Source organism: Rhodococcus sp. IEGM 1318 (assembly GCF_033142465.1).
In the GTDB taxonomy this organism is placed as follows: domain Bacteria; phylum Actinomycetota; class Actinomycetes; order Mycobacteriales; family Mycobacteriaceae; genus Rhodococcus_F; species Rhodococcus_F qingshengii_B.
Map to the genome: position 1 here is coordinate 329248 of NZ_JAWLSC010000003.1, position 13633 is coordinate 342880.

At 63.5% G+C, this 13633-nt stretch carries 12 protein-coding genes; 9 read left to right on the top strand and 3 right to left on the bottom strand.

The window, feature by feature from the left end; genetic code table 11:
• Positions 1-9: 9 nt before the first annotated feature.
• From R4P65_RS09850 to R4P65_RS09860, 3 genes are all read right to left on the bottom strand, one after another.
• A complete protein-coding gene (locus tag R4P65_RS09850; protein ID WP_230813535.1) occupies positions 10-804 on the bottom strand; it encodes an LppM family (lipo)protein in 795 nt (264 codons plus the stop codon).
• 70 nt (positions 805-874) lie between these two features.
• The gene (locus R4P65_RS09855) at positions 875-2473 is read right to left on the bottom strand and encodes an NAD(P)/FAD-dependent oxidoreductase (protein WP_317826350.1); all 1599 of its coding nucleotides are present in this window, start codon (positions 2471-2473) and stop codon (positions 875-877) included.
• Complete coding sequence (locus tag R4P65_RS09860) at positions 2470-3075, bottom strand: GNAT family N-acetyltransferase (RefSeq protein WP_230813532.1); 606 nt, start codon at positions 3073-3075, stop codon at positions 2470-2472. The genes R4P65_RS09855 and R4P65_RS09860 overlap by 4 nt, the downstream gene beginning before the upstream one ends.
• Before the next feature lie 147 nt (positions 3076-3222).
• On the opposite strand from R4P65_RS09860, the gene R4P65_RS09865 reads away from it, so the two are divergent.
• From R4P65_RS09865 to mraY, 9 genes are all read left to right on the top strand, one after another.
• Positions 3223-3774, top strand: coding sequence for an SAV_6107 family HEPN domain-containing protein (locus R4P65_RS09865; protein WP_230813530.1), 552 nt, complete (start codon positions 3223-3225; stop codon positions 3772-3774).
• Positions 3775-4011: 237 nt separating this feature from the next.
• Positions 4012-4449 (top strand): DUF3040 domain-containing protein, encoded by a 438-nt coding sequence (locus R4P65_RS09870; protein WP_230813528.1) that lies wholly within the window; start codon positions 4012-4014, stop codon positions 4447-4449.
• 593 nt (positions 4450-5042) lie between these two features.
• A complete protein-coding gene (gene mraZ, locus R4P65_RS09875; protein ID WP_003941779.1) occupies positions 5043-5474 on the top strand; it encodes a division/cell wall cluster transcriptional repressor MraZ in 432 nt (143 codons plus the stop codon).
• A 190-nt stretch (positions 5475-5664) separates the two neighbouring features.
• On the top strand, positions 5665-6678 hold the full coding sequence (gene rsmH / locus R4P65_RS09880; RefSeq protein ID WP_317826351.1) for a 16S rRNA (cytosine(1402)-N(4))-methyltransferase RsmH: 1014 nt from the start codon (positions 5665-5667) through the stop codon (positions 6676-6678).
• Positions 6675-7319, top strand: a complete 645-nt coding sequence (locus R4P65_RS09885) for a hypothetical protein (protein WP_317826352.1) — start codon at positions 6675-6677, stop codon at positions 7317-7319. The genes rsmH and R4P65_RS09885 overlap by 4 nt, the downstream gene beginning before the upstream one ends.
• On the top strand, positions 7316-9190 hold the full coding sequence (locus R4P65_RS09890; protein ID WP_317826353.1) for a penicillin-binding protein 2: 1875 nt from the start codon (positions 7316-7318) through the stop codon (positions 9188-9190). Before R4P65_RS09885 ends, R4P65_RS09890 begins: the two co-directional genes overlap by 4 nt.
• Positions 9191-9368: 178 nt before the next feature.
• Positions 9369-11000 (top strand): UDP-N-acetylmuramoyl-L-alanyl-D-glutamate--2,6-diaminopimelate ligase, encoded by a 1632-nt coding sequence (locus R4P65_RS09895; protein WP_317826354.1) that lies wholly within the window; start codon positions 9369-9371, stop codon positions 10998-11000.
• Positions 11000-12553: a UDP-N-acetylmuramoyl-tripeptide--D-alanyl-D-alanine ligase gene (locus tag R4P65_RS09900; protein ID WP_317826355.1), complete on the top strand. Its 1554-nt coding sequence runs from the start codon at positions 11000-11002 to the stop codon at positions 12551-12553. Before R4P65_RS09895 ends, R4P65_RS09900 begins: the two co-directional genes overlap by 1 nt.
• Complete coding sequence (gene mraY, locus R4P65_RS09905; protein WP_317826356.1) at positions 12550-13632, top strand: phospho-N-acetylmuramoyl-pentapeptide-transferase; 1083 nt, start codon at positions 12550-12552, stop codon at positions 13630-13632. Before R4P65_RS09900 ends, mraY begins: the two co-directional genes overlap by 4 nt.
• Position 13633: the final 1 nt, after the last annotated feature.

Genomic DNA, 13633 nt, shown 5'->3' on the forward strand with positions numbered 1-13633 from the left:
TGCCAGGCGCTACTTTGTGGTGTTTCTCGGATTCTTGGTGTCAGCTTGCTTCGTGACCGGTGACTTTGTGACAGGCGTCTTCATAGCCGGTGCTTTCGACGCGGGTGCACGCTTGACCGGTGCGCGATTGCGCGCCATCCAGGCCAGCGCGCCGACGACGATTGCGACCCCGAGCGTCAGTCCGGCCATGATGCCGGCCCAACCGGCGAAGCTGCGAGTGCTGGGATCCGCATAGTTGACCTCGGCACGCATCGTCGACACCTCACCGGCAGGCAACGTCCACGACACCCGGGAATCACCGTCTCGGGTTCCGTTCGTGGTGCCCACCCGTGCCGGGAATGCGATGCTGACCTGGACGTCAGCGCCCTGGGCCGGCAACGTCTTCAGGTCTACCTTGCCGTCGAGCGTGACGGTGTCTCCCGAGCGCTTGAGGGTGATCTGGAACGAGCCGGATCCCTCGGCGTACATCGAACTCAGCTGGGCGACGTCACCGAAAGACAAATCGCTGAAGAACGCCTGACTGCCGACGTACCCGTCCTTCTTGTACTCCTGGACCCGTACCTTGTCCTCCAGTGAGGAAGGCGGGGTCAGCTGGGGACCCTTGTCTGCCTCGTCCGCAGGTATCGCGGCGGCGACCACCTGACCCGACACACGATCGTTCGCGGACACGCCCATCGACACCTGCACGCGGATGCACCCGGCCAGCAAGGGAACCAACATCAGGGCGAGCGCGGCAACCGTCAGGAAGCGTTTCCGACTGGTCGGCTTGGCGGCGGGATCGGTGGACTGTTGCACACTGGCCATCGTGCCAGCCGTGGCGTAGCCAGTCATCGAGGCGGGGGCGTGTCGGCGGGTGAAGTTCGGCGGGTGACCTTTACGACCTGCTCGAACGAAGCATCCAACGACCAGTCGCACCCCGGCGGCTGTCGGACAGTGCGATTCGAGCGGCACTGCGACCACTGGCTCCGGACACACCACCACCGGGATGCGTCGACGCACCGGTCAGATACAACCCGTCTGCTCCCGGAACGCGATGTCCGGACAGTTCCGGAAGCGGTCGCCACAACATCATCTGATCCAGTGACATCTCGACGTGCATGACATTTCCGCCGATCATCCCCAATTCCGACTCGATGTCGCGGGGAGTCTGAATGAACCGGTCGAGGATGGAATCAGCGAATCCGGGCGCGACGGCCTCCATCTCGCCGACGATCCGATCGGCCTCCGCCGCCGCGACCGACGCCCAATCACGATGTCCGCTGAGGCGATACGGTTGCCACTGCGACCACAGCGTCACCTGATGTCGACCGGCCGGGGAGATCGTGGGATCGATTCCGCTGAAACTCATTCCGAGAACCGCAGGGCGAGGAGGAAGTTCCCCCGCCAGCGCTGCGCCGTGTGCAGCGCGCAAGTGGGCGCGATCGGAAACCAGCAATTGCAATCCCGACGTGCTTTCCTGCGTCGTGGCGTCGCCGCGGTAGGACGGAAGCGCAGATGTTGCCAGTCGCAGTACCGCGCCGATACCGGGGCCTACCCTGATGCGGCGACGCCATCGTTCGAGCGTCTCGCCGTCGAAGCCGCCGCGGCCCAGGAGTTCGAGCGTGGTGAGGATGTGGCACCCGGCAATTACCTTGCGAGCCTGAACCTCTCGACCGTTCTCGGTCGTGACGGTCCAGTGATTCGAGTCAGGGCGGATCGACGCCACACCGTCGCCGAGTGAGATGGCGGCGCCGTCGACAGCCATGCGGGAGGCCAACGCAGCGCTCAGCGCGCCGCTCCCGCCGACTGCCCGCCCGGGGGGCAAGACGTGCATGAGTGCAGCGAAGCCGACCATCGGAGCGGTTCCCGGTTCCGACATCGGAGGCCCGGACTGGGCACCGAACCACGCCAACGCAGCTTTGAGTTCCTCGCTGTCGAAATACTCGTCCAGCAGTGCGTCGCCAGGCGCGAGGAACTGCCGCGAGAGTTCGCTGTTGCCGCGTGCGGTGGCGAGACCCCCGAACGCACCGATCAGGTTCGATCCGGTGGGTGGCGCCGAAAACGCTTTCATGACATGTTGACTGCGCTCCGACCAGACTGCGACGAACCGCAGATAAGAGTCGGCGTCCTTTGTCCCGCAAGCTCGTTCGATGGACAGGCAGGTTGCGTCGAGGTCGCGGTGAAACACGATGCCCGGCCCGTCGGTGCCCGGGGCGGGCGGGGCGAACGCCCACGGGTCACAGTCGATGTAGCGCAGTCCGTGCGCGCCGAGTCCGAGTTCCTCGATGATGCCGCTGTGCCGAATCATGAGGTGCGCCGACGACCCCCGGTCCACCTTGTATCCGGGAAATCGCTCGACGGTCGAGACGGCGCCGCCGAGAACCGTGTCCCTCTCGAGCACCTCGACCGACCAACCCTCGCGTGCGAGGTAGGCGGCCGAAACGAGCGCGTTGTGTCCGGAGCCGACGACGACGGCGTCGAGAAGCGCGCTCACAGCGGCAGTCCGCGCCCGAGGACCGCGAACGGTCGGTTGTCGCCGGCAAAACGAAATCTGCGGAGCACGTCACGAAATCCGAGGCGACGGTACAGCCGCCAGGCACGGTTGTCCTCGTCGTATACCTCGGGGGTCGACAACAGAACACTGCGTTCGGGTCGATCGGCGAGGAGGTGGCGCAAGAGCGATTCGCCCAACCGGTGCCCTTGTCCGTTCGGATGCACGTGAAGTTCGGTGAGTTCGAAGTAGTCACTCAGAATCGCATCGATCTCGCTCTGGGGGCGACCCGAGCGCCGCAGCCCGTGCAGTACCTGCTGATGCCACCACTGGTCCGGGCTCCCGCGATACCCGTAAGCGATCCCCACCAGTGGCAGATTTTCGTGCGACGGTTGCTGGGGAACTGCCAATGCGCCGACGGCTTTCCAGCCAGGCCGGTTCGCATGCTCCTGCCACATCGGTGCGCGATGGAACTCGGTTCCTCGCGGATAGTCCATCGCTGTGACGTACACGGCCAGTGCCTCGTGGAGTCGATTCGCGAATTCTTCGCGGTCGAGGTCGACCGTATGTGGTGTCCAGGCGATCTGCGGGTCGACCGGTCTCACCTCTTCTCTTGACGGCGTGTCGGTGGGTGCAGTTATATTGAATAGGTCGAACAGATGTTCGATGTGGGTGATCCGGAGATGCCCGAAGGGAAGCGGGCATCTCCGGCCCACCCGGCCTTGGATCCTTACGGTGCAGGAGGTGCCCCGATGTCCGAGCGTGTGAAGCCTGAACGTGTGAAATCCGTACGAACTCTGCCTGCCGAGTTGTCGAGTCCGTCGGATGCCGCAATCTCTCGATTGCCGATGTCGGCGCGGCGGTCGTTCGGTGCGACGGCCACCAGCCACCGCAGTGTTCAAGTGGGAAAGTCTGGTGTGGCATGGGGACTGCTTCGGAAGGCGGATGCGCTTCTGGAGGAAGCGATAGGGGCAGGCGATCCTGCTGACCGGTTCCGGTGTGCTTACCTGGCGGCGTTGCGTGGTGCCGGGGCGGTGTTGGCGGCGGCTCCCGCCGGTGCCGGCTCGAAGCGTAAGCGAACCGGAAACGCGTGGGTCCTGATGGACGCCGCAGCGCCCGCGTTCGGTGCGTGGTCGAAGTTCTTCGCGGGGTGGTCCGCTACGCGTGCGGCCGTGGAAACCGGTGTGTCGATCGTCATCACAGACTCCGATTCCGACGCATTTTTTGCCGAGGTCGGTCGTTTTCTCACAGCAGTCGAAGATTTCATCGGTCAGGACACGTCCGCGCATTTGCAAGCGTCGTGAACAAATGGTCCGTCGCGGCAGTCATTTCCGGGGAAATTCCTGGTCCGCGCGGGCAAATGGAGCCGAATCGGGGCCCTTTGGCACGAATACGTACGCTTGTGGCGGAACTCGTACCCGGAGTTGGTGGTCCGAGACCTAAACTGCTCGTATTATGAAAACAGGTAATCGTTCAAGTTGATTACCCGCCGCCTCACACCGTGAGGTGGTTGCCAAACTTCCAGTGCCGGGGGAGGTACCGTGCCACTCTCCGAGCACGAGCAGCGCATGCTCGATCAGATCGAGAGCGCTCTCTATGCCGAAGACCCCAAGTTCGCCTCCAATGTGAGGGGCGGCCGTATGCGGGCGCCGTCGAGCAGACGGCGATTCCAAGCAGCGGCTCTATTCGTGCTGGGTCTGGTCCTGCTGATCGCGGGGGTTGCCCTCCCGCTCAAGCCGGGCGGTTTTCCGATCATCAGCCTGTTCGGTTTCTTGTTCATGTTCGGCGCAGGGGTGTTGTTCCTCTGGGGTGGTGGACGTAAGTCCGCAGCAGCTGCCGACCCCGCTTCAGAAGGCGGCAATCATCCGTCCGGTCCGCCGGGCAGGGGTGGTTCCGGACGAGGACGCGGCCGGAAATCCGGCGGCGGATTCTCGTCGCGGATGGAAGATCGATTCAAACGCAGGTTCGAGCAGGACTAGCTCTCCCGCCCTTTTTTGGGGCGTACTTCGAGAGTGATGCAGTTCGGACATGACGCCCTTTGCAGGGCACGAACGACCACACGTGTGGCGGTCGGCAACCAAGGTTGCCGACCGCCACACGCGTTGGTGTGGGTGTTGTCGTGTGCGCTGGCGGGGTTACCGGCGAATCAGTGACGCGCGAGCGAATCACGTGCCACCCTGGCCGCCCGTAGGCATGCCCACGGGCTTCCTCCACTTCGCTCCACCCGGTCCTCCACTTTCCTCCACCCTGGCCGAACTGCAATGCTCGACCAGACCTCGTCCAGCTCACGTCTATTCGAAAACCGTGCTTGTACTGCCATTTTGTCTGGGGGAGCGACAAGTCGTGGCGTGACGGGTCGATATGACGGTGGTGTGGGCCGGGACACGGTTGCAAATTTCCCCCACGTCTCCCCACCTGCACTGACCTGCTATTTGTCAGCAAATGATGCTGAATAGGGACCATGTGCTCCTTGTTTGTGGGGGAAAGTGGGGTACTGTGGGTTCGGGCGGAGAGCTGAAGCACGATCCGCTCGATAGGGAGGGTTTCAGCGCAAGCTCGCAGGAGGTGTCGAGTGTTCCTCGGTACCTTCACGCCGAAGCTGGACGACAAAGGTCGGCTCACGTTGCCGGCAAAGTTCCGAGACGAACTGGCAGGAGGATTGATGATCACCAAGAGTCAAGATCACAGCCTCGCCATCTACCCCCGGGACGAGTTCGTCAAGCTCGCTCGAAAGGCAGCGGCAGCTCCACGCAATGATCCGGCAGCTCGGGCGTATGTACGTGCCCTGGCCGCCGGCACAGATGAACAGCACGCCGATGCCCAGGGGCGAATCACCCTCTCGGCTGATCATCGGCGTTACGCAAACCTGTCGAAGGAATGCGTAGTGACCGGCTCCGTCGATTACCTCGAGATCTGGGATCTAGCAGCCTGGGAGAGGTATCTCGGAGACAACGAAGAGGACTATTCGCAGGCAACAGGCGAATCTCTCAGCGAGATCGTCTAGGCGAAGAGCCCCCGGCGAATGCCGCGAGGCCTCTGCCCGGAAAGACCCTGACGCACTTCCCCAGCGCCAGGTTCTCCTTCGGGCAGGGACCTCGAAGCATTCGCCTTCTCGAACAGTCATCGCCTTCTCGGAAAGTTAGCAACTTTTCGAAAAGTCATCGGAAATCATGAAAGTAGGAGCCGGAGCAATCATGGTGGATCACGAGGTGAACGAACCCTCGGATGCCGATGGCTTCGCCCACGTCCCAGTACTTCTGCATCGCGCCGACGATCTTCTCGGCTCTGCCATCACAGCCGTCGGTGACGGTGGTGCGGGCGCCTACATGATCGATGCGACGTTGGGGCTCGGCGGCCACTCCGAATTCTTCCTCGGCAAGTACCCGGGCCTTCATCTCATCGGTCTCGACCGCGACACCAATGCACTCCGTATCGCTTCCGAGCGTCTGGCACCCTTCGCAGACCGAACCACGTTCGTGCACACCACGTATGACGGGATCGAAGACGCGCTCGAACAGGCCGGTCTGCCGTCAACGGAGTCGGTTCACGCGATCCTCTTCGATCTGGGTGTGTCGTCGATGCAGTTGGACGAAGCCGACCGAGGTTTTGCATACTCGATCGACGCACCTCTCGACATGCGAATGGATCAGACGGTCGGGCTGACCGCGGCAGAGGTTCTCAACACCTACAGCCACGGCGACCTTGCTCGCATTCTGAGCACGTACGGCGAAGAGAGATTCGCCGGAAAGATTGCGTCCGAGGTCCTTCGGCAGCGTGAGCGTGAACCTTTCACTACCAGTGCAGCTCTGGTTGAATTGCTGTACCGGACAATTCCCGCAGCCACGCGACGGACCGGTGGACACCCGGCCAAGCGCACCTTCCAAGCGCTGCGGATCGAAGTCAATGCCGAGTTGGATTCGCTTCGTGCAGCGGTGCCTGCCGGGCTCGACGCACTGGCAGTCGGTGGACGAGTGGTGTTCATGTCCTACCAGTCGCTCGAGGATCGAGTTGTGAAGGCGGAGTTGGTTCCCCGCTCCAAGTCCACCAGTCCTGAAGGTCTGCCGGTCGAGTTGCCGGGAATGGGCCCGGAGTTCCGCATTCTCACCCGTGGCGCAGAACGTGCGTCCGAGCAGGAAATCGAAGAGAACCCACGATCAGCTCCGGTGCGTTTGCGTGCCGCAGAACGCATTTCCAGGAGGCGAGCATGAGTGGTCAGGGTAAATCCGGTGCAGCGCAACGCGCATACGAGAAGCGCACCGCGCGGGCGGCTGGTCGGACCGGAACTGCCGCTGCTGCCGGCCCGTCGATCTCTCCTCGGGCGATGCTCAAGGGACGAGTACCGTTCGTGGCCTCCGTCATCGGACTTCTGTCGATCGGTCTTGCGGTAACACTGCTGCTGACCACTCGCGCTGCCGAAGATTCGTACCAACTCAGTGATGCGCGTGCCTATAACCAGTCTTTGGTCGAGCAGAAAGCAGCGCTCGAACGTGACTTCCAGTCGCGTAACTCGGCTCCGGAGTTGGCAAATCAGGCAAGCGCTCTCGGCATGGTGCCGGCCAAGGATCCTGCACGCCTGGTGGTGCATCCGGATGGTTCGGTCGAGGTCGTCGGAACGCCGACTCCCGCGACTGCCGGAGCGATGCCGCCGCTCGATGCGCCCACGTCGGTCCCCGCTCCGACCGCGACGCCACCGCGTACTACGACGCCGGTTGTTCCCGGAGCCACGCCGAGCGTTCCCAATAACACGCGAAACCTCGCGCAGAGTGAACAATTGGTTCCTGTGATCCCCACGACGACAGCACCCGCCACCACGACGGCGGTGCCTGCTCCGCCTGAGGAACGTCGGTGAGTCAGAACTCCCGTAACAACCCCGGTCGGCGTCCGCGCCGCTCGGCGACCGCTTCCTTCCCGTTTCGCCAGCGAGTCGGTCGTATCACGATGTGTGGTGCGCTCGCCGTTGCGGCATTGCAGCTCTTGTGGATTCAGGGCATCGACGCGCCGAGCCTGGCGGCGGAGTCCGCGAATCAACGAACCACGACGCAGGTCGATCCGGCCGTACGTGGCTCGATTACCGACCGCAACGGAAATCCTCTCGCATTCACCATGGAAGCCAAGGCGCTGACCTTCCAGCCGGTGCGGGTACGCAAGGAACTCGAGGAAGCGCGCGCCAAGAGCCTCGAGCAGGGCGCCGAGGGCGACAAGCAGGCGCCGGAAGTGAGCGATCGCCTCGCCGAGATCGCCGCCGGAATCCACGCCAAGCTCGGCGATACCGTTCCGGAAAAAGATCTGCTTCAGAAGATGAACAGCAACGAGACTTTCACGTACCTCGCACGCAGCGTGGATCCGGCTGTTGCTGCCGAGATCTCGGACAAGTTCCGGGAGGTCGGCCTCGAGCGACAGGACATCCGCGAGTACCCCGGTGGCTCTCTGGCCGCGAATCTCGTCGGCGCGACCGGCTGGGACGGGCACGGTTTGCTCGGCCTCGAAGATTCGATGGACTCCACGCTCGCCGGAACCGATGGATCCGAAACGTACGACCGCGGTTCCGACGGCGCTGTGATCCCCGGTAGCTGGCGTGACAAGCAACCGGCAGTCAACGGGTCGGGCGTCGAACTGACCATCGATTCGGACCTCCAGTTCTACGTTCAGCAGCAGGTTCAGATCGCCAAGGACAAGTCGGGCGCAAAGAACGCTTCGGTTGTGGTCATGGACTCCAAGACGGGGCAGGTGTTGGCCATGTCCAACGACAGCACCTTCAACCCCGCGATCGGCATCGACAAGAACGCGCCGACAGCCGAAATGGGCAATCCGTCGGTCAGTACGCCGTTCGAGCCCGGATCGGTGAACAAGATCGTCACCGCTGCAGCGGCTATCGAGGACGGTAAGACAACTCCGGACGAAGTTCTGCAGGTCCCGGGCAGCATCACGATGTCCGGTGCCACAGTCAAGGACGCGTGGGATCACGGTGTGGCCCCGTATACCTCTACCGGTGTGTTCGGAAAGTCCTCGAACGTCGGCACCTTGATGCTCGCTCAGCGAGTGGGCGAGGATCGCTACGCAGACATGCTGAACAGGTTCGGCCTCGGACAACGCACCGACGTCGGACTTCCCGGCGAGAGCGCGGGCAGCGTTCCGAGCCGCGACCAGTGGTCCGGCGGAACCTTCGCGAACTTGCCGATCGGGCAGGGCCTTTCGATGACAACCCTGCAGATGACGGGGATGTACCAGGCTATTGCCAACGACGGCGTGCGAATTCCTCCGCGGATCGTGAAGTCGACTGTCGATTCTTCCGGTGCTCGAACCGAGACGCCGCAACCCGAGGGCGTCGAGGTGGTCAGCGCCCAGACAGCCGCGACGGTTCGGGACATGTTCCGATCGGTCACCCAGGAAGACACGGGTAATCAACGAGGAACCGGTGTTGCCGCGGGCGTCGAGGGATATCAGGTCAGCGGCAAGACGGGCACCGCGCAGCAGGTGGATCCGGCGTGCAAGTGCTACTCCAACTCCAACTACTGGATTACGTTCGCGGGCATCGCGCCCGCGGACAACCCTCGATTCGTGATCGGAATCATGCTCGACGCCCCGGTTCGCGGCGTGGACGGCGGCGGCGGTCAATCGGCAGCGCCGTTGTTCCACAACATCGCCTCGTGGATGTTGCAGCGTGACAGTGTTCCGATGTCGCCGGATCCCGGTCGCAAGTTGGTGTTGCAGGCGGACTGATTGCGGGTGTGGGGTTCGACACGGTCTTCGGGTTAATTCCGGACACGGTAATCTCAAACGCCGCAGTAATCTCTTTCATTGCAGTGCGCCGAACCTTGCTTGCGCTGCGATCGCCATAGACCGACGACAGACCAACGACCGCGATAGACCAACGACAATTCCCAGGAGTCGAGTGACAGTGCCGAATCGTTTGCAATCGTCGAACTCGGACGGCGCTCCCGGGACGCGTCCGACACAACCGGTTGCTACCGCGGTCACGGCGCTGTCCGAACTGTCCGGGGCTCGCCTCGAATGGGTCGGACAACCGGGATCACAGTCGCCGGAGGTGGTCGTCAAGGGCGTCGACCTGCGTGCGCAGGGAATCGTTACCGACGACCTCTTCGCTGCTCTGCCCGGTGCCAGGACGCACGGCGCTCAGTTCGCCGTCGACGCTCTGGGGCGCGGTGCGACCGCGATCTTGACCGACGAGGCCGGCCTGGAATTGATCGAGGCCGCTGACAAGGCGCCCGACCGTCCCGTTCCGGTTCTGGTTCATCCGAATCCGCGGGACGTGCTCGGCGAGATCTCAGCGGAAATCTACGGCCGACCTTCAGAGAAGATGCAGGTCGTCGGCATCACCGGCACGTCCGGCAAGACAACGACGTCGTACCTGCTCGAAGCAGCGATTGCCGGAGCCGGCCGCAAGCCCGGCCTGGTGGGCACCATCGAAACTCGCATCGACGGCCGCCGGGTCCCCAGCGCGCTGACCACGCCGGAAGCTCCGCAACTGCATGCTCTGTTCGCCGTGATGGCGGAGCAGGGGATCGACACCGTCGTCATGGAGGTGTCCAGTCATGCGCTCGCTCTCGGACGCGTCGACGGCATCCGCTTCGACATCGGCGCTTTCACCAACCTTTCGCAGGACCACCTCGATTTCCATCGGGACTTCGAGGAGTACTTCCAGGCCAAGGCTCGGTTGTTCGATCCCGAGTCGACGGTGCGAGCCGAGCATGCCGTCGTCTGCGTCGACGACGTATGGGGTCGACGGATGGCCGAGTTGGCTGCGATCGACGAGAGCGATGCAGTGACCACGGTCTCGACCTCGACGGCCGAGGCCGAATGGAAGGTCGGTGTGGTCGAGGTTGCCGAGGACGGCTCACAGACTTTCGAGTTGGTCGGGCCAGACGGACAAACATGGCCGGTCTCGCTTCGCCTCCCCGGTCGATACAACGTGGCCAACGCTGCGCTGGCGTTGACCGTCAGTTTTGCTGCCGGCCTCGACCCGGACGCCGCTGTTCGAGCGCTCGGCACTGTGGATGTCCCCGGACGAGTTCAGCGGATCGACCGTGGACAGAGCTTTCTCGCTGTGGTCGACTACGCGCACAAGCCGGCAGCGCTCGAAGCCGTGATCGCCACGCTGCGCAACCAGGTTCCCGGCCGAGTTGCGGTGGTGGTCGGCGCGGGCGGGGATCGCGACGCCGGCAAACGGACTCTCATGGGCGAAGCGGGTGCGCGAGGTGCAGACCTGCTGCTCGTCACCGACGACAACCCACGTACCGAGGATCCGGCGAAGATTCGTGCTTCGGTGATGCAAGGCGCCATGGACGTGCCTGAATCCGAACGCGGCGAGGTTCGTGAAGTGGGGGACCGGGCCACCGCGATCGAGCAAGCGGTCCGGTGGGCACAGCCAGGAGATGTCGTCCTGGTAGCAGGCAAAGGCCACGAGGTAGGTCAAGAAATCGACGGGGTCAAGCACCCGTTCGACGACCGCGAGGTGTTGGGCGAAATGATCGGCCGATTCGCGATCAACACAGCACATGGAGGCAAGTAATGATCCCGATGACGCTCTCTCGGATCGCCGAGATCGTCGGAGGAACCCTGCACGACGTCGACGATTCGTCGACGCAGGTGACTGGAACCGTCGAATTCGATTCGCGCAAGGTCGGTCCAGGTGGGCTTTTCCTCGCACTACCCGGCGCGCGTGTCGACGGCCATGATCACGCGGAAGCTGCGGTGGCGGCAGGCGCCGTCGCGGTACTCGCGGCGCGGCCGGTCGGAGTGCCGGCGATCGTCGTTCCTTCGGTGCCGAACGACGGTCCCAGTGCGGTGATGCTGCTCGAACACGACACCGACGGATCCGGGGCCGCAGTCCTGCACGCCCTCGGTCTTTTGGCTCGAGCAGTTGTCGACGAACTGGCAACTGATGGAACAGCATCTGATGGTGGACTGACGCTCGTCGGTGTCACCGGTTCTGCGGGCAAGACCTCGACCAAGGACCTGATTGCAGCGCTGTTGCGCGAACGCGGTGAGGTTGTTGCGCCGCCCGGATCGTTCAACAACGAACTGGGTTTGCCGTGGACGGTCCTCCGTGCGGACGCGAAGACTCGCTTCCTGGTCCTCGAGATGTCGGCACGCGGGGTCGGCCACGTCGGCGAGCTGACCAAGATTGCTCCGCCGAAGATCGGCGTCGTTCTCAATGTCGGTACCGCGCACCTCGGTGAATTCGGTTCGCGCGAAGCGATCGCTGTCGCCAAAGGTGAACTGGTGGAAGCACTCCCGTCGGCAGCCGACGGTGGAGTCGCGGTCCTCAACGCCGACGACCGCATGGTCGCCGCAATGGCGAGCCGGACCGGAGCCCGGATCGTATTCGTCGGCCAGTCGGAAGACTGCGACGTTCGGGCGACCGACGTGGTCGTAGACGATCAGGCTCGGGCTTCCTTCACACTGAACTGTTCGCAGGGTTCGGCGCGCATTCGCCTGGCCGTCCACGGCGAACATCACGTGAGCAATGCTCTTGCCGCTGCGGCTGTCGCACTCGAGAACGGCCTCGCGGTTGCGGACATCGCGCGTGTCCTCGAGGGTACGAAGGCGGCGTCCGCGAGGCGGATGGAAGTCACCGAGCGCGCCGACGGCGTCACCGTTGTCAACGACAGTTACAACGCCAATCCCGATTCCATGCGCGCCGCCCTCAAAGCGTTGGTATCCATGGCACGATCGGATCGGCACTTCGGGCGTCGTAGCTGGGCTGTGCTCGGTGAGATGGGTGAACTCGGGCCGGAGTCGGTGGTCGAGCACGACGCGATCGGTCGCCTTGCCGTCAGGCTCGACGTCAGCAAGTTGATCGTCGTCGGAACTGGCCGCACCTCGCGTGCGATGCATCAAGGAGCGGTGATGGAGGGGTCGTGGGGTGACGAGTCCGTCGTCGTGCCCGACGCGGCTGCGGCAATTGCCATCCTCGACGCCGAACTCGAACCCGGCGATCTCGTGCTGGTGAAGGCGTCCAAGTCGGTTGAACTATGGACGGTCGCCGAAGCGATTCTGGCCGCAACGCCCGGCGCCGACGGCGAGAACACTGACGGCGAGAACAGCGGGGATTCGCAGTGATCCAGATTCTTCTCGCCGCAGGCATCGCGCTCGCGGTCTCCATCATGCTCACGCCGATTCTGATCAAGGCGTTCTCGACACAAGGTTTCGGGCAGGAGATCCGAACCGAAGGTCCGGCCAGTCACCAGGCCAAGCGCGGCACTCCCACCATGGGCGGCGTCGCGATCCTGACCGGAATCTGGGCCGGCTATCTCGGCTCGCACCTCATCGGTCTCGGCATGGACAACGCGGAGGGACCATCGGCGTCCGGACTCCTCGTTCTGGGTCTGACCACAGCTCTCGGCGGAGTCGGTTTCCTCGACGATTTCATCAAGATCCGCAAGCAGCGCAATCTCGGACTGAACAAGACAGCGAAGCTGGTCGGTCAGTTCGTCGCAGCTATTGCCTTCGGTGTCTTGGCCCTTCAGTTCCGCGGTGACGACGGGCTGACTCCGGGCAGTGTTCATCTGTCGTACGTTCGTGACATCGCGACCGTCTCCCTCGGTTCCGTGGTCTTCATCGCGTTCTGCTACCTACTGGTCAGCGCCTGGTCCAATGCCGTCAACCTGACCGACGGCCTGGACGGTCTGGCCGCCGGAGCGATGAGTTTCGTTCTCGGTGCCTACGTCATTATCACGTTCTGGCAGTTCCGCTACTCGTGTGAGACCAACCCGGGCAAGGGTTGCTACGACGTCCGCGATCCACTCGATCTAGCGGTGCTCTGCGCGGCCGGCGCCGGCGCGTGCATCGGGTTCCTGTGGTGGAACGCCGCACCCGCCAAGATCTTCATGGGCGACACCGGTTCTCTTGCCCTCGGCGGCATGCTCGCCGGGCTGTCGATCACCACCAGCACGGAACTGCTGATGGTTGTCATCGGAGCACTGTTCGTCGCGGAGGCCGCGTCGGTGGTGATCCAGGTAGCGGTATTCCGGTCCAGCCGACGGCGGGTGTTCCGAATGGCGCCGTTCCATCACCACTTCGAACTCGCCGGGTGGGCTGAAACCACGGTGATCATCAGATTCTGGTTGCTGGCGGCTATCGCGTCGGCAATCGGATTGGCACTCTTCTACAGCGAATACCTCGCAGCGCTCGGAGGCTGAA